This is a genomic window from Salinigranum sp. (assembly GCF_041641895.1).
Classification (GTDB): Archaea; Halobacteriota; Halobacteria; order Halobacteriales; family Haloferacaceae; genus Salinigranum.
Genome location: NZ_JBEPXO010000073.1, coordinates 1 through 20,460 on the forward strand (window position 1 = coordinate 1; position 20,460 = coordinate 20,460).

The following is a 20,460-nucleotide window of genomic DNA, read 5'->3' on the forward strand; positions in this document are numbered from 1 at the left end:
TAACAATCGACAGGTCGAATTGACTCGTATGAGCAGTGAGGAGGAGACGACCGAGCGAGAACGCTCCAGTACTGCCGACTCGGACGCCGAGGTGGTGGACGACGTCGAGCGCGCGGCCGACGGCGACGCGACGCTCGACGTCGAGGCCGCCGTCGAGCGCGAGGAGACGGTCGAGACGCTCCGCGAGCAGGTCACGGAGCAGCAGGAACGTATCGAGGAACTGGAGGGTATGGTACTCGACCTCTCGACACGGGTCGCCGACGACAACGCCACCGGTGTCTGTCCGGACTGTCACGGTCCGGTCGTCAAATCGAAACCCTGGTTCCGGAGCGCGAAGATCAAGTGTATGGACTGCGGCCGCGTGTTCCACGAGTACTGACTGTCGGGACGGACGGCTCGGCCGGAGCCGGTCCTCCCCCTCGACTCCGACGCTCCCGCTGCGCCCGTGCGTGCCGGCGCCACGTCTATATCTACGCCCCGTCTAGCCGGTGCCATGCACATCGAGTACGACCGCGACACGTGTATCGGGATGTTCCAGTGCGTCGACGAGTGGGAGGCGTTCGAGAAGAACCTCGACGACGGGAAGGCCGACCTCGTGGACAGTGAGGAGCGGGAGGAGGACCTCTTCGTCCGCGAGGTTCCCGAGGACGCCGAGTTCGACGCCGAGTTCGCCGCCCGTGTCTGCCCCGTCGACGCCATCAAACTGTTCGACGACGACGGCGAACAGGTCGTCTGACGTTGCGTCGCCGCGTCGCTCTCCGTCGGTGAGGTCCTCGAAAAAACCGAACCGCGACCGTCCGCCTTCGGGTCGTCCCGTGTCTTCGTTCCGGTTCAGTCTGCCGTCGCCGACGCGCCCGTGGCGCTCGCCGCGCCGAGGACGTCACGGCTCTGCAGCAGAATGAACCCGAAGCCGACCTTCGCCGCCAGGTCGAGCACCATGAACGCCGCCGTCTCGATGCCCAGCGGGATGATGGCGAAGCCGCCCTCGGTCCCGAGTATCCAGACGACCGGATACGCCGACCAGAGGACGAGTATCAAGTTCCTGAGGCGACTGAACAGCGCCCCGACTTCGCCGGACTGCCGGCTGGCCTGCTCCGACAGCGAGCCGAGCAGGAAGTACAGGAGCACGAGGAGCGCGCCCGTGCTGATCGCCCACCAGAGGATGCGGAACAGCTGTCCCTCGGTGGCCAGGGCGCCGACGAGCCCCGTGACGATCATGAACACGTCCAGCCCGATGAGGGTATAGATCGTGTTCCGATCCGCGCCTGCCAACAGTGCGAGGTCGAGCAGGAGCAACGGCGTCGTGAACAGCCAGTCGGCGTAGCGAGCCCAGTAGATGTCGAGCGTCCCGAGCCCCTGGACTGACACCTCGATGAGGCCGAACCCGGTGGCCATCGAGAAGTAGGACGCCGCCGCGATGGCGGGGATGAAGATGGTGATGATGTAGTACTCTTGCTGGTCGGGGTCACGTACGGACCACCCCTGTGCGATGAAGTACAGGGTGCCGAGCGTCATCCCGATCGTGCCGATCCACAGCGCTATCGATTCGAGGCCTGCGCCTGGTTGTGCCATACCCACTCGGCGCTAGGGATGAACTCGACTTATATTTGGTGGCAGATGGGAGGAAAAATGTGGACGTTTCCCCCTCGTCGCGCCCGCTACCGGCCAGAACGTTGAAATACCGCGTTCGGGCGACGGCGTGCCGGCCGTGAAGTTCATCCCCGTCGAATCCCACCCTCTCTTCGAGTGATGACGACCACCCCTTCGACGACGGCCGCTCGTGGGGACGGATGAGGCTCACCTATCTCGGTTTCCACCTGGTGTTCATCCTCCCGCCGCTCCTGTTGCTCTTCCGGGCCGCACCGACACTCCCCCGCGGGCGCCGCCGCGTGGCACTCACCGGCCTCACCGGCATCACGGCTCTCGCGCTGGTCTACACCACACCCTGGGACAACTTCCTCATCGATCAGGGCGTCTGGTGGTACGGCGAGGGCACTGTCGTCGCCTACGTCGGTTCCGCCCCGCTCGAAGAGTACCTCTTCTTCGTCCTCCAGCCAGTGCTCTCCGGACTGTTCCTCTACACAATGGGCTTCTCGCCCGCCTTCGAGCAGCGTGACACTCGACTCCCTCCCCGACTACTCGGTGGCGTCGGATTCCTCGCACTGAGCGTGGCCGGGGGCGTCCTCCTCACCACCACGTCGGGGTACTACCTCGGGGCCATTCTGGTGTGGGCCGGCCCGCTCCTGGCGCTCCAGTGGGCCGTCGGCGGCGGCTACCTCGTCCGCCAGCGTCACGAGTGGACCGTCGCTGTCGCCGTCCCCACCCTCTATCTCTGGTTCGCCGACCGGGTCGCCATCGGTCTCGGCGTGTGGACCATCTCCAGCACACAGACGCTCGGTGTCTACATCCTCGGCCTCCCGCTCGAGGAGGCCACGTTCTTCCTCGTGACGAACCTCCTTGTCGTCCAGGGACTGGTGCTCTTCGAGTGGGTGATGCACCGCTGGGGACGACTCGTTCTCGACGCGAACGAACCGCTCGACCCCGACGCGGCCGACGGCCCCGAGAGAGACCCGGTCGCCACCCGGGTCTCGCCTCCGGACCCGGCCGGACAGGACCACGACTCGGTCGACGGAGGCCGATGAGTCGTCCTCGCCTCGCTGCTGTCGGCGCCGAGTCGCTCCCTCCACCGGTCCGTCGCACGCTCTCGCGGGCCGTGGTTCGGCCGTCGTGGCTCGCGCTCGGCGCGGCCGTCCTCCTCGCGCCGCTCGTCGGGCTGCTCCCGCCCGTCGTTCGCTACCTGCCGTTCGTCGTGAGCGTCCTCGTCTTCGGCCTCCCGCACGGTGCCGTCGACCATCTCGCGCCCGCACGCACCGCCGGCGGGGGGGCGGTCCGCTCGATGACGCTCGTCGGCCTCCTCTACCTCGTCGCCGGTGGCGCCTACCTCGCGTGGTGGTTCGTCGCCCCCGTCTCGGCCGCCGCCTTCTTCATCGTCCTCACCTGGTTCCACTGGGGGCAGGGGGACGTCTACGCGCTCCTCGCACTCCTCGACGCCGAACACCTCCCCACACGGGCCGAACGTGCACTCGCGCTCGTCGTCCGCGGCGGCCTCCCGATGCTCGCGCCTCTGGCGTTTCACCCCGCCGCCTACCGCCGTGTCGTGGCCGCGTTCGTCGTGCTCTTCGACGGCCCAACCACCGCTCTCGCGCCGTTCTTCACCCCGACCGCACGACTCGTCGCCGGCGGCGGCCTCTTCGCGGCCACCCTGCTCGTCCTCGCCGTCGGTGCGTGGCGCGTGCGCCGGGGTGCGGCGACCAGTCCGTGGGTCGCCGACGCCGGCGAACTCGTCCTCCTCTGGGTCTTCTTCGCCCTCCTCCCACCGGTCCTCGCCGTCGGTCTCTACTTCACGCTGTGGCACGCGCTCCGACACATCGCCCGCCTCCTCGTCGTCGACCCCGACGCACAGGGTGCGCTCACGAACGGTGACGCCGGCGCGGCGCTGCGGCGGTTCGCCCGCGACGCCGCGCCGCTGACGGCCGTCTCGCTCCTCCTCTTCGTCGGCCTGGCAGTCGCCGTGCCGACGTCCCCGACGGGGCTGGCCGACAGCGACGCCCTGCTCGCGCTCTACCTCGTCGGCATCGCCGCGCTCACACTCCCGCACGTCGTCGTCGTCACCTGGATGGACCGCGTACAGGGGGTCTGGTGAGGCGTCCACCGCCGACGGGGTTTATTCCCGGTTCGTGAGACTGGACACAACTGTTATATCCTCGGTTGGAGAACTCCCCCTTCGAAGGAGAGCCATGACACCCAATACACGTCCGTCCCACGTCGCCGAGTGGGCCGAACTCGTCGGCGACTCCGTTCCGGACGCGGTCAACGACAGCGAGGAGGCGGACCCCTCGCCGTCCGCGGCGGAGCGGAGCGACGACGCCGCCGGCCGCTGGGCCGACGCGAGGACACCGTCGAACGGTCAGTGACTCGCTCCCTCGCCCACCGTTCGGTTTCACTTTCACCACGGTTCGCCAACGCTTAACCGGCGAGGCGCGCAACTGGGAGCGATGGCGGCCACGTCCGAGGACGCGTACGTCGACCACCCGTTGCTCTCCCCGTCGTTCATCGAGCGTCGCCGGTACCAGCTCAGCCTCGCGAACGCCGCGATGGACGAGAACACGCTCGTCTGTCTCCCCACCGGCCTGGGGAAGACGACCGTCTCCCTCCTGGTGACGGCCGAACGGCTCCACGAACTCGGCGGGACGTCGCTGATGCTCGCGCCGACGAAGCCGCTCGTCCAGCAGCACGCCGACTTCTACCGCGAGGCGCTCTCCATCCCCGAGGACGACGTCGTCGTCTTCACCGGCGAGGTCCGCCCCGACGACCGGGCAGCCCTCTGGGACGAGGCACGGGTGGTCGTCGCCACTCCACAGGTGGTCGAGAACGACCTCATCGGCAACCGCATCTCGCTCTCGGGGGTGACACACCTCACCTTCGACGAGTGCCACCGCGCGACGGGCGACTACTCGTACGTCTACATCGCGGAGCGCTACCTCGCGGACGCCGACCACCCGCTGGTGACGGGGATGTCCGCCTCCCCCGGCGGCGACAAGGAGGCCATCCTCCAGGTGTGTGAGAACCTCGGGCTCTCGAACGTCGAGGTGATGACGGACGAGGACAGCGACGTCGCCGACTACACCCACGACACCGAGGTGGAGTGGAAGCGGATTCAACTGCCCGACGAGGTGCTCGCCATCCGTGACCTGCTCAACGACGTCGTCTCCGACCGTCTCGAGAAACTGAAGGAACTCGGCGTGACGAAGAAGACGTCGCCAGACCTCTCCCAGAAGGAACTCAACGGGATGCGGGCGGACCTCCAGAAGCTCATCAACGCCGGGAAGTCGGAGGGGTACCAGGGGATGTCGATTCACGCGGAGGTGATGAAGCTCCGCCGGGCGGTCGAACTCGTCGAGACCCAGTCGGTGGAGTCGGTCCGCCGCTACTTCGAGCGCCAGCGCAACGCCGCCCGCTCCTCGGGCGCGTCGAAGGCGAGCCAGCGACTCGTCTCCGAACCCAAAGTCCGGAAGGCGATGCGCGAGGCGGAGTCGTACGACGGCATCCACCCCAAGTTCTCCCGGACGCGCATCCTCCTCGCGGAGACGCTGGGCATCGGCGGCGGCGAGCGCGTCATCGTCTTCACCGAGTCCCGGGACACGGCGGAGGCGCTCGTCGACTTCCTCGCGGAGTCGTTCCACGTCCGCAAGTTCGTCGGGCAGTCGGACACGGATGGGTCGGAGGGAATGACCCAGCGGGAACAGCAGGAGACGCTCGACGACTTTCGCGCCGGCGAGTTCGAGGTGCTCGTCTCCACGTCCGTCGCCGAAGAGGGGCTGGACGTCCCGGAGGTCGACCTCGTGCTCTTCTTCGAACCGGTCCCGACCGCCATCCGGTCCATCCAGCGCAAGGGGCGAACCGGACGGCAGGCGGAGGGGCGCGTCGTCGTCCTCCTCGCAGAGGACACGCGGGACGAAGCGTTCTTCTGGATTTCCCGGCGGCGCGAACGGGAGATGGAAGACGAACTCCGCGATCTGAAAGGTGTCGCCGACGAACTCGAACGCGAACTGGCGGAGACGACGCTCGACGCGTTCGAGGGGGACGGCGAGGCAGACGGTGCCGGGGGGACCGACGCCGACGCCGACGCCGACGGTGGCGGGGACGGGGACGCCGGGGCCCGGGCCGAGGCCGGGACCGACGCCGAGGACGCCAGTGGCGGGGCCGCTTCCGACGCCGGAGGCGCGACGCGAGAGGCGCAGGCGTCGCCGGCCGCCAACGGCGGGAGCGCCCGCGACTCGTCGCTGACCGACTTCGCGTCGTCGGCCGACGAGGACTCGGCTGCGAACGCGGACGACGGCGACGACCCGTCGGGAACGGTCGCGACTGCCGACTCCGGGGACGAAGACGTCGTCGAGGTGGTCGTCGACCAGCGCGAACTCGACTCGACCATCGCTCGCGACCTTTCGACGCGCGACGGCGTCAGGACACGCCTGGAGACGCTCGCGGTCGGCGACTACGTCTGCTCGGATCGGGTCGTCGTCGAACGCAAGACCGTCTCGGACTTCCTCGACACGCTCACCGGCGGCGACCGCTCGCTGTTCGGGCAGGCCCGCGACATGTCCCGACACTACGCGCGCCCGGTGGTACTCATCGAGGGAGACGGCCTCTACGAGGAGCGGAACATCCACCCCGGCGCCATCCGTGGGGCCATCGCGTCGCTCGCCGTCGACTTCGGCGTGAGCGTGCTCCACACCCGAGACGAGACCGACACCACCGAACTCCTCGCGACTCTCGCCTCCCGCGAACAGACCGAACGCGACCGGGCGGTGAGCGTCCACGGCGAGAAGGCGGCGAAGACGCTCGACGAACAGCAGGAGTACGTCGTCGGCGCCATCGCCGACGTCGGCCCCGTCACGGCACAGTCGCTGCTCGCTCACTTCGGCAGCGTCGAGGCGGTGATGACCGCGACGGAGGCGGACCTCCAGGACGTCAGAGGCGTCGGCGCCAAGACCGCACAGCGCATCCGCGAAGTCGTCGGGAGCGACTACGCGTACGACGAGAGCGACGGCGAGGACGCGGCCGACGAGAGCGCGAACGCGGCCGACGGCGAAGCAGACGCCGACGGTTCAGAGTAGCTACGGGACGACCGTCACCGGGAGCGCGCTGGCCCGTACCACCGCCTCGGCGGCGCTCCCGAGGATGGCCCGTTCGACCGCCCCGGAGCCGTGATGGCCCATCACGACGTGGTCGTACTCCTCTTCCTGAGCGTACTGCACGATGGCCTTGCCGACTCCCGAGTCGGTCCAGACCGCCAGGTCGACCAGTTCGACCGTCGGGGTGTCTACGAGGTCCGACGCGTCGACGTGCTCTCTGGCCCGTTCGATGATGGCCTCCGTGGCGTCGGTCTCCTGGTTCGAGAAGTGGACGACGTGGACGCTGGCGTCGAACCGCGCCGCGACGTCCAGGGCGAAGTCGAGCGCGTCGAAACTCGGCTGACTGCCGTCGACGGGAACGAGGACCCGTCTCATCGGCCTCGGTCGAGTGCGGCGAGCGCTTCGGCGGCTTCGCGCGCCGCGGTCAGGTGGTCCGTCGCCCGCCGCGGGCCGTCGGCCGCCTCGGCCTGCTGTGCGTGGTGAGTCAGGATCCGCACGAGCGACGCGTAGGCCGCGGCGATTCCGTCGGCGTCGTCGTCCGTCCGCGACCCGGTCGCCGTCGTTCCCGGTGACGGCGCACGCGTGGTCATCTCCGGACGCTCGCGTGCCCTCGCGTCGGCCTCCCGTGCCTGCCCCTCACCACGTCCGCTGTCGGCCCGGGGCGCCGGGTGGCCGGCGGCGTCCGCGTCGAGCGCGCTGACCCCGTCAGCGGTGGCCTCGTCGGCGGGGTCGGGAGCCGTCCGGCCCGTCTCCCCTGTCGAGGCGTCCGCGCCGGCCTCCGTCTCCGGTGGCTGCGCTGCCGTGTTCGGTGCCTGCGCCTGCTGTGTCTGCTGTGCCTGCTCCTCTCCGGCCTCGGCCTCGGCTTCGGCTTCGGCCGCCTGTGCCCGTCCTTCGCACGTCGCACAGAACACCTGTCCCTGGTAGCGAAAGAGCGGGTCGCCGCAGGTGTCGCAGTGTCGGTTCGTCATCGTCGCGCCCTGCAGGAGGAGCTGGCTCATCCGCTCGGTCTCCTTGCGCTTCTCGCGGTCCTTCTCGAACTTCTCCCGGAGCTTCTGTCGCTCCGCCTCCTTGTCGAAGTCGCTCATACGTCCACCCATGCGACTCGCGTCGAAAAACCCACCGGGGACGGCGAGACGACCCCCGGAGACGCGTCCGGGCGACTGGCTCGGCTCGTCCGACGAGTCCGACGAGTTCGACGAGTTCGACGAGTCCGTCCCGTTCGGTCGGTTCGGCCGTTCCGAAGCGTTTAATCGGAATCCCGAGAGGCTTCGAAACGGTATGACGAAAGTTAGCGTGGTCGGTGCCGCCGGTACTGTCGGCGCCGCGGCCGGGTACAACATCGCCCTTCGGGACATCTGTGACGAACTGGTTCTCGTCGACATCCCGAAGATGGAGGACAAGACGGTCGGCCAGGCCGCCGACACGAACCACGGCATCGCCTACGACTCGAACACGCGCGTCGTTCAGGGTGGGTACGAGGCGACCGAGGGCTCCGACGTCGTCGTCATCACGGCGGGCATCCCCCGGAAGGAGGGGCAGACCCGTATCGACCTCGCGGGCGACAACGCGCCCATCATGCAGGACATCCACGACTCGCTCGCCGAGTACAACGACGACTTCGTCTCCATCACCACCTCGAACCCCGTCGACCTGCTCAACCGACACCTCTACGAGGTCGGTGACCGCGCCCGGGAGAAGGTCATCGGCTTCGGCGGACGGCTCGACTCCGCGCGCTTCCGCTACGTCCTCTCGGAGCGCTTCGACGTCCCCGTGAAGAACGTCGAGGCGACCATCCTCGGCGAGCACGGCGACGCGCAGGTCCCCGTCTTCTCGAAGGTCCGCGTCGACGGTGCGGACCCGTCGTTCTCCGACGACGAGCGCGAGGAGATTCTCTCGGACCTCCAGGAGTCCGCGATGGACGTCATCTCCCGCAAGGGAGCGACCCAGTGGGGCCCGGCGACGGGCGTCGCCCACATGACGGAGGCTGTCCTCCGGGACACGGGTGCGGTCCTCCCCGGTTCTGTCAAACTCGACGGCGAGTTCGGGCAGTCGGACACGGCGTTCGGCGTCCCCGTCAAACTCGGCGCGAACGGCGTCGAGGAGGTCGTCGAGTGGGACCTCGACGACTACGAGGCCGACCTCCTGGCGGAAGCCTCCGAGAAGCTCTCGACGCAGTACGAGAAGATGACGGCCGACCTCTGAGCGACACCGCGCCGCGACGACGCACCCACGTTTTTCACCGTCGCACACGCGTGTAGCCGTGCCCATGTCCTCGCCACCCGCCCACACGAGCACGCCCTTCACCGCCGCTCCCTCCTCGCGGTTCGAGCGCCGTCGCGTCCTCGTCTTCTCTCTCCTGGCGTTCGGCCTCGCGTGGACCGTCGGCGGCGTCATCGCCGCGACGGGCGGCCTCCGCGACAGTCCACCGCTCGTCGCGGGCCTCTCGCTCGCCACGGTCCTCCTCGCGACGGGGTACATGTTCGCCCCCGCGGTCGCACACCTGCTGACGCGACTCCTGACGGCCGAGGGGTTCGACGGGGCGAAGCGCGTGCTCCGACCGAATCTCCCCGCGGCCATCGGGACGTACCTCCTCGCGTGGGTCGCGCCGGCCGCGCTCACGCTCGTCGGCGTCGGTCTCTACTTCGTCGCGTTCCCCGCGCGGTTCGACCCCACGCTCTCGACCGTCCGGTCGGTCCTGCCGGCCGACGCGCCGCTGTCGCCCGAACTGGTCGTCGTCGTTCAACTCGCCGCGGCGCTCACGGTCGGTCCGGCCATCAACACCGTCTTCGCGGTCGGTGAGGAGTTCGGCTGGCGCGGCTACCTCCTCCCGAAACTGCTCCCGCTCGGCGCACGGCCCGCCGTCGTCCTCGTGGGCGTCGTCTGGGGCGTCTGGCACTGGCCGGTCGTCGCCATGGGGTACAACTACGGCGTCGGCTACCCCGGCTCGCCCTGGACCGGTATGCTCGCGATGGTCGCGATGACGACGGCGACGGGGACGTTCCTCGCCTGGGTGACCCTCCGCTCGGAGAGCGTGTGGCCCGCCGCGCTCGGCCACGGTGCCATCAACGCCGTCGGCGGCATCGGACTGGTGGTCTCGCAGTCGCCCCCGTCGCTCCTCCTCGGTCCGACGGTCACCGGACTCGTCGTCGTGGTCCCGTGGGCGCTGCTCGCGGCGTGGTTGCTTCTCGCCCCCGACCGACTGGCGTCGGTCTAGAGCCGTTCCTTGAGCGTCCGCGCCGTCTTCACTCCCACGCCGGGGACGTCGGTGAGGTCTTCCAGGGAGGCGGTCCGGACGGCGTCGACGCTGCCGAACCGCCGGAGGAGCTTTCGGCGCGTGGCCGGCCCGACACCGTCGATGTCGTCGAGAACGGTCGAGACGTCGTCGCGGAGGGTCTGGTGGTACTGCACCGCGAAGCGGTGCGCCTCGTCGCGCACGCGCTGGAGGAGGTGGAGGCCGGGGTGGTCCGCCGGCCAGTCGTACGTGCGTTCGGCCGTCACCACCACCTCCTCCTCTTTCGCGAGCGCCACCACCGGTACGTCCCATCCCACCTCGTCGAGGGCGACGCGAGCGGCCTCTAACTGCCCGCGGCCACCGTCGACGAGGAGCAGGTTGGGATCGGGCCGGTCGTCCCGCCCCTCGACGGCCCGTCGGGCGCGCCACGCGACGAGTTCGCGCATGTGCAGGTAGTCGTCGTTGCCCTCCGAGAGCTTCTTCCGCCGGTAGGAGGCGGTGTCGGAGTCGCCGCCGACGAAACAGACGTCGCTGCCGACGACGGCCCGGCCCTGCGCGTGGCTCACGTCGAACCCCTCGATGCGTTCCGGCCGCGGCATCGAGAGCGCCGCGCCGAGTTCGCCCACGCTGTCCGGTTCGCCGTCGGTTCGACGGGCGTTCTTCAGCGCCAGTTCGACCAGTTTCGCCTCCCGGCCGCTCCCCGGTACTCTGACCGCGACACCCTCGGCTTCGAGCCAGGCCACGACGTCCTCGTCGTCCGGTCGCTCCGAGAGCAACACGGCGTCGGGCAGTGCGCGCTCGGCGTAGTACTGTGTGAGGAACGCGCTGAACAGCGCCGCCGCGGCCGCGTCGCTCCCCTCGGGCGCGTCGAGTCGGTGCCGCGACCGGTCGACGAGTTGACCCCGTTCGGCGTGGAGGCGAGCGACGACCGCCCGGTCACCCTCGACGCTCGCCCCGAGGACGTCCACGGTCCGCTCGTCGCGGCGGCTACTGACCGCCTCTTCGCCCCCGCCGTGGAACGTCTCGACCACCGACAACCGGTCGCGGAGGTGCGCCGCGCGCTCGAACTCCCGTTCCTGCGCCGCGGCCTCCATCTCCCGGGAGAGGGGGTCGGCGAGGACGCCCGTCTCGCCCTCGAAGAATCTGACCGCCGACTCGACGTCCTCGCCGTAGGCGTCCTCGCTAATCTCACCGGTACACGGCGCAGAACAGAGACCCATCTCGTAGTCGAGACAGGGGCGGTCCCGACCGCTGTACTTGTGGTCCGAGCAGCCCCGGAGGCCGTACGTCTCCCGGATGGCCTTCACGACCGTCTCGACCCGCCCTTTGTCGGTGTACGGGCCGAACACCGTCGCGCCGGGTTCGGGGTCGCGTGTCACCTCGATGCGCGGGACTGCGTGGTCGGTCAACTGGACGAGCGGGTACGACTTGTCGTCCTTCAACCGGACGTTGTACCGCGGCTGGTGGCGCTTGATCAGGTTCGCTTCGAGCAGGAGCGCCTGCGTCTCGGTCTCCGTGACCGCGACGTCGACCGTCTCCGCCGCGGCGACCATCCGCCGGATGCGCTCCCCCCGCGGGTCGGCGTACGATCGGACCCGACTCCCGAGGTCGACCGCCTTCCCGACGTACAGCGTGGTGTCCCCGGCGAGGAACTGGTACACTCCGGGACTCCGCGGCAGGTCGTCCGCCCGTGCTCGGACCTCGTTCGGCTCCACGCCGCCCGCTAGTCGACGGACGGGCTTTGAGGTTTCGCGTCGGAGTCGCTGGGCGTTCGCGTCCGTCGGCACGGCGGCACCGCTCTCGGTCGAACGTGTCCCGGCGAGCGGTGGGGCCGGACCGTTACTGCGCCTCTTCGTTCTCCTGACCGACCCCGGTGGGAGCGTCCGAGAGGACCTCCGCGATGACGTCGTCGTAGTCCATCCGCCCGTCGAACCGCTCGTCGCGGCGGATGAGTTCGTGGAGCCGGTCGACCGTCTCCGACCGGAGGTTGACGGATATCCGGTCGGACGTCGCCGGCCCGACCCGGTCGCACTCGGTCTCGAGAGACGCGCGTCGTCCGGGGTCGGTCAACGAGACGATCTGGCTGTGTGGGTCGTACTCGACGTAGCCGGCCTCGGACAGTTTGGGCGTGTGGACGTGGTGGAGCGCGATTTCCACCTCGTCGATGGCCTCCTCGCTGAGCGACTCGATGTCGGTCTGCATGTCGTTGACCGCGATTTGCTCCGCGAGGTCGCGGAGCGTCATCGACTCGTGTTGCTGCAGCTGGCTGAGGACGAGCTGTCGTCTTCGGTTCGTCAGTACGCCTGTGGGTCCCCCGCTGTCGCTGTTCTCCCCCATCACGATACCGATGCACGGCCACAGTATTAAGTTCCAGCCAAACTGCGTCGGTAAATCCCTCTCGCTGACACGAGCACTAGTGACCGACTGCGTCACGAGCGGCAGATCCAGTCACAGGCAGCCGAACAGGTCGCGACTGCCCGTCCGGCCCGGGTTCGTGGGCGTCCTTCCCTCCTGACATGCCAGTCTGTTTAACCCCGCGTCCCGAAACGCCGCTATGACCGACGGCGACTCCTCGGCCTCCGACGCGGCCGACACGGACACCGACGACGTCCGGGTCTGGCTGGTCGAGCGTTCCTACGACGACCGCAACCTCATCACGTTCGTCTACGCGACGCCCGACGGCGAGCGCGCGCTCCGCAAGGAGATGGCGGCGACCGTGCTACACCAGCGCGGGACCCGCATCACCGCCGCCACCGACGTCGACCCGGCGCAACTCACCTCCGTCGACGCCCAGAACCGCGAGCGCTACGCGGCAGAGGTCGACCGGATGCGCGACCGATACGACCCCGACGAGGAGGTCTGACCGCCGAGCGGGGTCGGCCCTGACACTGGGACCTAAACCCTTTATTCCGTGGTGGGACAAGGCCACCTCATGGCCGCCATCGAACTCGACGGGGTGACGAAACGGTTCGGCGACGTCACCGCCGTTCACGACCTCTCCCTCCAGGTCGAAGAAGGCGAAGTGTACGGGTTCCTCGGTCCCAACGGCGCGGGGAAGTCGACGACCATCAACATGCTCCTGGACTTCGTCAGACCCTCCTCCGGGCGCGTCCGCGTCCTGGGGATGGACGCGCAGGCCGACAGCGTCGCCGTCCGTCGCCGCACGGGCGTCCTCCCCGAAGGCTACGACGTGTACACCCGGCTCACCGGGCGGAAACACGTCGAGTTCGCCGCCCGCTCGAAGGGGGTCACGGTCGACGCCGAGGCGGTGCTCGAACGGGTCGGTATCGCCGACGCCGCCGACCGCCGCGCGGACGAGTACTCGAAGGGGATGCGTCAGCGGCTCGTCCTCGGGATGGCGCTCGTCGGCGACCCCGACCTGCTCATCCTCGACGAACCCTCCTCGGGGCTGGACCCCGCGGGCGCGAAGGAGATGCGCGACATCGTCCGCGACGAGGCAGACCGGGGGACGACCGTCTTCTTCTCGAGCCACGTCCTCGGACAGGTCGAGGCCGTCTGTGACCGCGTCGGCATCCTCCGCGAGGGAGAACTCGTCGCGCAGGACAGCATCGAGGGACTGCGCGACGCCCGCGGCGGCGACACCCGACTGGTCGTCACCGTCAGCGGCGCGGTGGACGGTGCCGTCGACGCCGTCCGCGACGTCGACGGCGTCGACGACGCCGCGCTCGAACGCGACACGCTCACCGTCTCCTGTTCGAGCGACGCGAAGACGCGCGTCATCAGCACGCTCGAAGCCGCCGGCGTGACGGTCGAGGACTTCAAGACCGAGGAGGCGTCGCTCGAAGACCTCTTCCTCAGCTACACCGACGAGGCGGCTGACCCTGCGGACGACGGCGTCGGGGCCGCGACGGACGCCGACACGGAGGTCCGGACATGAGCTGGCAGGCCGTCGCCCAGAAGGACTTCGAGGACGCCATCCGCTCGCGGTGGCTCTGGGGGCTCTCGGCGTTCTTCCTCCTGTTCTTCGGCGGGACGACCACCCTCTTCTACGCGTACCTCGGTGGACCCGACGCCACCTCCGACTCCCTGTTCGGTCTGTTCGCCTCGGGCTTCCTCTCCTTCTCGTACACGGGCTTTCTCGCGTTCGCCCTGGCGTTCATCGCGCTCATCAGCTCCTACGGGGCCATCGTCGACGAACGGGAGTCGGGCACGCTGAAGCTCCTCCTGTCGCTCCCCCACGCCCGCCGGGACGTCATCGCCGGGAAGATCGCCGGCCGGAGTGCCGTCGTCGTCATTCCGGCGCTCGTCGGGTTCCTCATCGCGCTCGTCGCGCTCCTCGCGACGGGCACCCGAATCGTCCCCGGGCACTTCTTCCCACAGGTCGCGCTCACCGCGCTCCTCGCCGTCGCGTTCGTCTCCATCGGCGTCGGCGTCTCCGCCTCGGCCGACTCGGGGCGGCAGGCCACGCTGGGCACGCTGGGGATGTACTTCCTCTTCGCGCTGCTGTGGTCGTTCGTCGCCCGGGGGTTCCCGCAACTGCTCACCGAGATTGCGAAACGACTCCCGGGCGTCGAGCCGCTCTCAGGGGCGCTCTCGGTCAAACTCCGTCTCCTGGTGAAGTACCTCAACCCCCTCCGGGCGTACGAGACGCTGGTCGCCGAGGTGTACTTCGGCGACCCGGTCCAGGCACGGCTGGTCAAGGAGGGGTTCTTCACCCAGGCGCAGGCCGGCCCCATCCTGCAGGAGTCGCTGCCCGTCTACCTCACGGGACCGTTCATCTTCGCCGTCCTCTTAGCGTGGGTCGTCGTCCCGCCGGTGCTCGGCTACTGGAGCTTCCGCGACCAGGACCTCTAGTCTAGTCCGCGCCGTGGGCGGGGACGTACCGACAGTCGGTACAGCTCCAGGTCCCATCGACGCACGCGAGGGCGCCGCTACATCTGGGACATCGGTACGCGCTCGGTGCCGTCTCGTTCGAAGCCGGCTGTTTCGTTGCCATCGTTGCACACCGGAGCGTGCGTGAAGATAAGGCTTGTCGCCGGTGTAGCTAGGCCATATTAGGCGATTAATATCCGGCCCGGAGTCACGTCTCGGGCGGGTACGCGACCCCGTGCTCGCACAACACGGTCTCGAACTCCGCTTCGGAGAGCTGGGGTACCTCGTTCGCCTCGGCGTCGTCGCGCTTGTTCTGCCCCGGCGAGTCGCCGACCACGAGGTAGGAGGTGTTCGAACTCACCGACGAGGTGACGCGGCCGCCGTGTCGTTCGACCAGGTCGCTCGCCGCCGACCGCGAGACCGAGAGCGACCCGGTGAAGACGAACGTCAGTCCGTCCAGCGGCGCGTCGCCGTCGTCGACCTCGACGTCCTGTGGGTCGACTTCGTCCAGGAGGTCCGTGATAGCGACGCGGTTCTCGGGGTTCTCGAAGAACTCTCGGACGTGGTGGGCCACCGTCGGACCGACGTCCGGGACGGTCTGGAGTCGTTCCTCGAAGGCGTCGAAGTCGGCGTCGTCGGCGAGCGGGAGCGCGTCGACGGACGCGAACTCCCGGGCGACGTTCCGCGCCGTCGACTCGCCCACCTCCGGGATGCCGAGCGCCGCGAGGAACGCGTCGAGCGGGGGTTCTCGCGCGTCGTCGACCTCGCCGAGGAGTTTCTCGGCGCTGCGTTCGCCCCACCCCTCCAGCGCGGCGAGGTCCGCCACGGAGAGGCGGTAGAGGTCCGCCAGTCCGCCGACGAGTCCCTCGTCGACGAGCTGTGCGACGCGCTCTCCGCCCAGTCCCTCGATGTCGAGACCCTTCCGCGAGCCGTAGTGCTCGATGGCGCGCTCTAGCTGTGCCTCACAGGCGAGGCCGCCGGTACAGAACGCGAGCGGGCCGTCGCGCTCGACGGGGCTGTCGCAGATGGGGCAGGTGTCGGGGAACGCGAAGACGCTGTCGGAGCGTTTCTCGACCACCTCGTCGACGTGTGGGATCACGTCGCCCGCGCGCTTGACGCGGACCCGGTCGCCGACGTCGACGCCGAGGCTGGCGATCTCGTCGGGGTTGTGGAGCGTCGCCCGCGACACCGTGACGCCGCCGACGTCGACGGGGTCGAGGAGGGCCACCGGGGTCAGTCTCCCCGTCCTGCCGACCTGCACCACGATGTCCTCCACCGTCGTGGCCTCTCGACGGGCGGGGAACTTGTAGGCGAACGCCCACCGGACCGCGCGGGCGGTGGCGCCGAGTTCCTCGCGGGCGTCCCGGCTGTCGACCTTGATGACCGTCCCGTCCACCTCGTAGTTCAGGTCGTCGCGGTCGGCCATCAGGTCGTTCCGGTACTCGATGGCGTCCGCGACGTCGTCGACCGCCTCCACCCGGTCCGCGACGGGGAGTCCCCAGTCGGCGAACCGCGCCAGTGCCTCGGTCTGGGTCTCCGGCTCCGCCCCGTCGCTCGCGGCCATGACGTCGTAGAAGAAACACGCGAGCGGCCGGTCCGCGACGACCGAGGGGTCGAGTTGACGGAGCGTCCCTGCGGCCGCGTTGCGGGGGTTCGCGAACGGCTCCTCTCCCGCTTCGACCCGCTCGCGGTTGTGCCGTGTGAAGGCGTCTCGCGGCATGTACACCTCGCCGCGGACGGCCAGCGTCTCCGGCGGGTCGCCCCGGAGACGCAGGGGTACCGACCGGACCGTTCGGACCTGCGCCGTCACGTCGTCTCCCTTCTGCCCGTCGCCCCGGGTGGCGGCTCGCTGGAAGGAGCCGTCCTCGTAGACGACTTCGACCGAGAGGCCGTCGAACTTCGGTTCACAGACGTACGTGACGTCGCCGACGGCGTCGCGGACGCGCCGGTCGAACGCCCGGACGTCCTCCTCCTCGACGGACTGGTCGATGGAGAGCATCGGCGCGACGTGTTCGACCGTCTCGAGTTCGTCCACCGGTTCGCCACCGACGCGCTGGGTGGGCGAGTCGGCGCTCGCGAGGTCGAACGCCTCCTCCAGCGTCGACAGTCGGTCGAACAGCACGTCGTACGTCCGGTCGGCGACGAGCGGGTCCGCCTCGAGGTAGTACCGGCGGTCGTGTTCGCGGATGGCCTCGCGGAGCTGTTCGGCCTGTTCCTCGGCCGCCTCGCGCGTGAGTTCGTCGACCGGCGTGAACTCCGTCGGGGGGTCTCTCAGATAGGGGCTGTCGGCGTCGAACTCGAGTTCGCCCTCTGTCATCGGTAGGGCATTGGCGGGACGGGAGTAAATGGTCCGGGATGTGTGCTCCGTGTCCGGGTGGTGTTCGGCGTCCGTCGACAGGGGGTCGTTCCGAGCGGTGTCCGCTCCGCTCGTCGGGCTCGACGCGCACGAATCGGGCGGTACGCGTATGGCTGGCGGCTACCCGCGGTGAGTGCGGACACGCCCGCGCGACACACGGACACGGTGAGACCGCGACCGCACACCTCCCCCCGGTCTCGCGCACGGAGGTGCCCACTCCGTCTCCCGGAAGACACTTGCCCACTACCCGACGACTCCCCGACGATGCGTCGGTCCACCCGTCTCGCACTCCTCGGGTTCGTCCTCCTCGCGACGGCCTTCGCCCTCCCGTTCGTCGACTTCGTCACCGCCGACTGGGACCGCGACTACCGGTACCGAACGCCGACGGACGGCTTCTGTGCGGACGCCGTCGCCGACCTCCCGGACGAGTCGGTCGAGTCCGAAGACTTCGTCGTCGACCGGGCGGACCTCTCGTCGGCGGCGCTCGCGGACGTCCGCCGCGCCGAGGCGAACGGCTCGTACACCGTCGAACGCGAGGCGGACGCCGACGGGCCGTTCTTCTTCCCGAGCGACCACGTCGCCCGCGGGACGGGCTGTTACGCCCTCTACGACGCCGAGCGAGAGACGTACCGCGCGCTCGTGACCGAGGCCGTCGACCACCGGACGGACACGCTCCAGCGGCGGACCGCCCGACTCGGCAGTCGGGCCGCCGCCGCCCTCGGCGTGCTCTCTCTCCTCGCAGGCGTCGTCGGTGCGGCCCGCAGACGACTCGGGTAGTCTCGCGCGGCCCGCGTGGTTCGTCCACACGGCACACACACCCTCGACATCGAGCGACGGAGCCGTCCTCTCCGACGACCCGGCGAACGACAGCAGGCCTTGCCGTAACTACGGGTTATAAGAGATTCGAGAAATATGCGTAGTATACATGACCCGTGGCTTCCACACCCGGAGCCTCCACGCCGGACAGCGGCCGGACCCGGCGACGGGTGCTCGCGCCCCACCGCTCTACCAGACCAGTTCCTACGTCTTCGACGACGCCGACCACGCGGCCGACCTCTACGCCTTAGAAGAGGACGGCTACGTCTACTCGCGCATCGCGAACCCGACGACGCGCGTCCTCGAGCGACGGATGGCGGCACTCGAGGGGGGAACCGACGCCGTCGCCACCGCCGCAGGGATGGCGGCGCTCGACTCGGCGACGAGCATCCTCGCCGAGAGCGGCGACAACGTCGTCGCCTCCGCGGATATGTACGGCGGCACCGCGACGTACCTCTCGAAGATGGCCTCAAGGAGAGGAATCGAGACTCGCGTCGTCGACACGCTCGACGTCTCCGCGTACGCGGACGCCGTCGACGAGGACACCGCCTACGTCCACGTCGAGACCATCGCGAACCCTTCGCTGCGGACGCCCGATTTCGACGCCATCGCCGACGTCGCCCACGCCCACGAGGCGCCGCTCGTCGTCGACAACACGTTCGCCACGCCCGCCCTGTGTCGCCCGCTCGAACACGGCGCAGACGTGGTCTGGGAATCGACCACGAAGTGGCTCCACGGGTCGGGGACGACGGTGGGGGGCGTGCTCGTCGACGGCGGCACGTTCCCGTGGGACGCGACCGAGAAGTATCCCGAACTCGCCGGCGAGAACCCCGCCTTCGGCGTCGACTTCTCCGAACGGTTCGGTGACCGCGCCTTCGCCGAGTGCGCTCGCCAGCGCGCCGTCCGGTCGCTGGGGAACCAGCAGTCGCCGTTCGACGCCTGGGTGACGCTCCAGGGTCTCGAGACCCTCCCGCTTCGGATGGAGAAACACTGTGAGAACGCGGCACAGGTCGCGGACTTCCTCGACGACCACCCCGACGTGGCGTGGGTGTCGTATCCCGGTCTGGAGCGACACGAGACGCACGCCCTCGCGAGCGAGTATCTCGACGGCGGCTACGGCGGCATGGTGACGTTCGGCCTCGACGGGGGGTACGAGGCGGGCAGGGCGCTCTGTGAGTCGGTCGACCTCGCGTCGTTCCTCGCGAACATCGGCGACGCCAAGACGTTGATCATCCACCCCGCGTCGACGACACACGCACAGTTGAGCGCCGACGAACAGCGCGCGGCGGGCGTCGCTCCCGACATGCTCCGACTCTCCGTCGGTATCGAGGACGCGGCGGACATCGTCGCGGATCTCGACCAGGGCATCGAACGGGTGGTGAGTCGGACGTGACGACCCGCGACCGCACCTCAATCGGCCGGTTCGAGTTCCAGTGCGGCGACGTCATCGACGAGTTCACCGTCGCCTACGAGACGTACGGCGAGTTCGACGGGGACAACGCGGTCCTCGTCTGCCACGCGCTCACCGGCAGTCAGCACGTCTCCGGACGTCAGACGCAAGGCACCGCCGGTCAGGCCCGCGCGTGGTGGGACGACATCGTCGGTCCCGGCAAGGCCATCGACACGAAACGGTACTACGTCGTCTGCGCGAACGTCCCCGGTTCGTGTTACGGCACCGACGGCCCCCCGAGCGACGACCCCGAGGGCGAACCGTGGGGGACGGACTTCCCGCCCGTCACGGTGAGAGACTGGACGAACGCCCAGCGTGCTCTCCTCGACGAACTCGGCGTCGGCCGGCTGCACGCCGTCGTCGGGGGGTCGGTCGGCGGCATGAACGTCCTCGACTGGGTCGTCGCGTTCCCCGACGACGTCGACCGCATCGCGCCCGTCGCGACGGCCGCCCGCCTCGACCCCCAGTGTCTCGCGCTCGACGCTATCGCCCGTCGCGCCATCACCACGGACCCGAACTGGGACGGGGGCGACTACTACGGCGACGAGGAACCGAGGGACGGCCTCGCCCTCGCCCGACAGATTGGGCACGTCATGTACCTCTCGAAGTCGTCGATGGCACAGAAGTTCGGCCGTCGGTCGGCGGGCAGAGACGCCATCCGGGACACGTTCCCCGTCGACCCCGCAGCCTCCTTCTTCCCGTACCGCGACGTCGAGTCGTACCTCGACTACCAGGCCGAGAAGTTCACGAAGCGGTTCGACGCCAACTCCTACCTCTATCTCACGCGCGCGATGGACGACTACGACCTCTCGGAGGGGTACGAGTCCGACGCGGCCGCCGTCGCCGCCTTCGAGGGCGAGACGCTCCTGCTCTCGTTCACGGGCGACTGGCACTTCACCGTCGCTCAGAGCGAGGACGTCGCCGAGGCGTTCCGCACCTCGGACGTCCCCGTGGCACACCACGTCGTCGACTCGGACCACGGCCACGACGCGTTCCTCGTCGAACCCGAGAAGGTCGGCCCACCCCTGAAGGACTTCCTCAGGGAGGGACTCGCGGGGAGCGCCATCCACGACACGGC

21 protein-coding genes are annotated in these 20,460 nt (G+C 69.2%); 14 read left to right on the forward strand and 7 right to left on the reverse strand.

The genetic code is table 11. The features are described 5' to 3' along the window. The first annotated feature begins 28 nt into the window (after positions 1 to 28). Entirely contained in the window at positions 29 to 379 is a 351-nt protein-coding gene (locus tag ACESK5_RS14640; protein WP_372912322.1) for a hypothetical protein, read from the forward strand. A 114-nt stretch (positions 380 to 493) separates the two neighbouring features. Then, positions 494 to 736, forward strand: a complete 243-nt coding sequence (locus ACESK5_RS14645; RefSeq protein ID WP_372912323.1) for a ferredoxin — start codon at positions 494 to 496, stop codon at positions 734 to 736. 95 nt (positions 737 to 831) lie between these two features. On the opposite strand, the gene ACESK5_RS14650 is transcribed toward ACESK5_RS14645, so the two are convergent. Next, positions 832 to 1,572, reverse strand: coding sequence for a bacteriorhodopsin (locus ACESK5_RS14650; RefSeq protein ID WP_372912324.1), 741 nt, complete (start codon positions 1,570 to 1,572; stop codon positions 832 to 834). Between the two features lie 218 nt (positions 1,573 to 1,790). On the opposite strand from ACESK5_RS14650, the gene ACESK5_RS14655 reads away from it, so the two are divergent. From ACESK5_RS14655 to ACESK5_RS14670, 4 genes are all read left to right on the forward strand, one after another. Further along, complete coding sequence (locus tag ACESK5_RS14655) at positions 1,791 to 2,642, forward strand: lycopene cyclase domain-containing protein (RefSeq protein WP_372912325.1); 852 nt, start codon at positions 1,791 to 1,793, stop codon at positions 2,640 to 2,642. Then, the gene (locus tag ACESK5_RS14660; RefSeq protein ID WP_372912326.1) at positions 2,639 to 3,703 is read left to right on the forward strand and encodes a Brp/Blh family beta-carotene 15,15'-dioxygenase; all 1,065 of its coding nucleotides are present in this window, start codon (positions 2,639 to 2,641) and stop codon (positions 3,701 to 3,703) included. Before ACESK5_RS14655 ends, ACESK5_RS14660 begins: the two co-directional genes overlap by 4 nt. Positions 3,704 to 3,797: 94 nt before the next feature. Beyond that, positions 3,798 to 3,974 (forward strand): hypothetical protein, encoded by a 177-nt coding sequence (locus ACESK5_RS14665; protein WP_372912327.1) that lies wholly within the window; start codon positions 3,798 to 3,800, stop codon positions 3,972 to 3,974. 81 nt (positions 3,975 to 4,055) lie between these two features. Continuing rightward, complete coding sequence (locus ACESK5_RS14670; protein WP_372912328.1) at positions 4,056 to 6,677, forward strand: DEAD/DEAH box helicase; 2,622 nt, start codon at positions 4,056 to 4,058, stop codon at positions 6,675 to 6,677. Here ACESK5_RS14670 and ACESK5_RS14675 read toward each other — a convergent pair whose 3' ends face one another. Then, complete coding sequence (locus ACESK5_RS14675; RefSeq protein ID WP_372912329.1) at positions 6,678 to 7,070, reverse strand: universal stress protein; 393 nt, start codon at positions 7,068 to 7,070, stop codon at positions 6,678 to 6,680. It abuts the gene before it with no gap. Continuing rightward, the gene (locus tag ACESK5_RS14680) at positions 7,067 to 7,780 is read right to left on the reverse strand and encodes an Sjogren's syndrome/scleroderma autoantigen 1 family protein (protein WP_372912330.1); all 714 of its coding nucleotides are present in this window, start codon (positions 7,778 to 7,780) and stop codon (positions 7,067 to 7,069) included. Before ACESK5_RS14680 ends, ACESK5_RS14675 begins: the two co-directional genes overlap by 4 nt. A gap of 193 nt (positions 7,781 to 7,973) precedes the next feature. Here ACESK5_RS14680 and mdh point away from each other — a divergent pair, with 193 nt between their 5' ends. Together mdh and ACESK5_RS14690 are read left to right on the forward strand one after the other, a co-directional pair. Next, positions 7,974 to 8,897 (forward strand): malate dehydrogenase, encoded by a 924-nt coding sequence (gene mdh / locus ACESK5_RS14685; protein ID WP_372912331.1) that lies wholly within the window; start codon positions 7,974 to 7,976, stop codon positions 8,895 to 8,897. Positions 8,898 to 8,961: 64 nt separating this feature from the next. Beyond that, complete coding sequence (locus ACESK5_RS14690; RefSeq protein WP_372912332.1) at positions 8,962 to 9,909, forward strand: CPBP family intramembrane glutamic endopeptidase; 948 nt, start codon at positions 8,962 to 8,964, stop codon at positions 9,907 to 9,909. On the opposite strand, the gene ACESK5_RS14695 is transcribed toward ACESK5_RS14690, so the two are convergent. Both ACESK5_RS14695 and ACESK5_RS14700 read right to left on the reverse strand, forming a co-directional pair. Next, entirely contained in the window at positions 9,906 to 11,642 is a 1,737-nt protein-coding gene (locus ACESK5_RS14695) for an excinuclease ABC subunit C (protein ID WP_372912333.1), read from the reverse strand. The genes ACESK5_RS14690 and ACESK5_RS14695 overlap by 4 nt on opposite strands. Positions 11,643 to 11,766: 124 nt before the next feature. Further along, positions 11,767 to 12,264, reverse strand: a complete 498-nt coding sequence (locus tag ACESK5_RS14700; protein WP_372912334.1) for a hypothetical protein — start codon at positions 12,262 to 12,264, stop codon at positions 11,767 to 11,769. Between the two features lie 217 nt (positions 12,265 to 12,481). On the opposite strand from ACESK5_RS14700, the gene ACESK5_RS14705 reads away from it, so the two are divergent. The 3 genes from ACESK5_RS14705 to ACESK5_RS14715 all read left to right on the forward strand — a co-directional run bounded on the left by ACESK5_RS14705 (position 12,482) and on the right by ACESK5_RS14715 (position 14,742). Continuing rightward, positions 12,482 to 12,790, forward strand: coding sequence for a hypothetical protein (locus ACESK5_RS14705; RefSeq protein WP_372912335.1), 309 nt, complete (start codon positions 12,482 to 12,484; stop codon positions 12,788 to 12,790). Positions 12,791 to 12,859: 69 nt separating this feature from the next. Further along, positions 12,860 to 13,825 (forward strand): ATP-binding cassette domain-containing protein, encoded by a 966-nt coding sequence (locus tag ACESK5_RS14710; RefSeq protein ID WP_372912336.1) that lies wholly within the window; start codon positions 12,860 to 12,862, stop codon positions 13,823 to 13,825. Further along, positions 13,822 to 14,742 (forward strand): ABC transporter permease, encoded by a 921-nt coding sequence (locus tag ACESK5_RS14715; RefSeq protein ID WP_372912337.1) that lies wholly within the window; start codon positions 13,822 to 13,824, stop codon positions 14,740 to 14,742. The genes ACESK5_RS14710 and ACESK5_RS14715 overlap by 4 nt, the downstream gene beginning before the upstream one ends. Before the next feature lies 1 nt (position 14,743). Here the strand turns inward: ACESK5_RS14715 and ACESK5_RS14720 are convergent, their stop codons facing one another. Next, complete coding sequence (locus ACESK5_RS14720; RefSeq protein WP_372912338.1) at positions 14,744 to 14,884, reverse strand: hypothetical protein; 141 nt, start codon at positions 14,882 to 14,884, stop codon at positions 14,744 to 14,746. Positions 14,885 to 14,968: 84 nt separating this feature from the next. Next, on the reverse strand, positions 14,969 to 17,077 hold the full coding sequence (ligA, locus tag ACESK5_RS14725) for an NAD-dependent DNA ligase LigA (protein ID WP_372912339.1): 2,109 nt from the start codon (positions 17,075 to 17,077) through the stop codon (positions 14,969 to 14,971). Between the two features lie 303 nt (positions 17,078 to 17,380). On the opposite strand from ligA, the gene ACESK5_RS14730 reads away from it, so the two are divergent. The 3 genes from ACESK5_RS14730 to metX form a co-directional block, all read left to right on the forward strand. Beyond that, positions 17,381 to 17,893, forward strand: coding sequence for a hypothetical protein (locus ACESK5_RS14730; RefSeq protein ID WP_372912340.1), 513 nt, complete (start codon positions 17,381 to 17,383; stop codon positions 17,891 to 17,893). Positions 17,894 to 18,041: 148 nt separating this feature from the next. Continuing rightward, positions 18,042 to 19,325 carry an O-acetylhomoserine aminocarboxypropyltransferase/cysteine synthase family protein gene (locus ACESK5_RS14735; RefSeq protein ID WP_372912341.1) on the forward strand — a complete coding sequence of 428 codons (1,284 nt, stop codon included), beginning with the start codon at positions 18,042 to 18,044 and terminating at the stop codon, positions 19,323 to 19,325. Next, positions 19,322 to 20,460 (forward strand): homoserine O-acetyltransferase (metX, locus tag ACESK5_RS14740; RefSeq protein WP_372912342.1); only part of this gene is annotated, 1,139 nt, incomplete at its 3' end. The genes ACESK5_RS14735 and metX, both read left to right, overlap by 4 nt.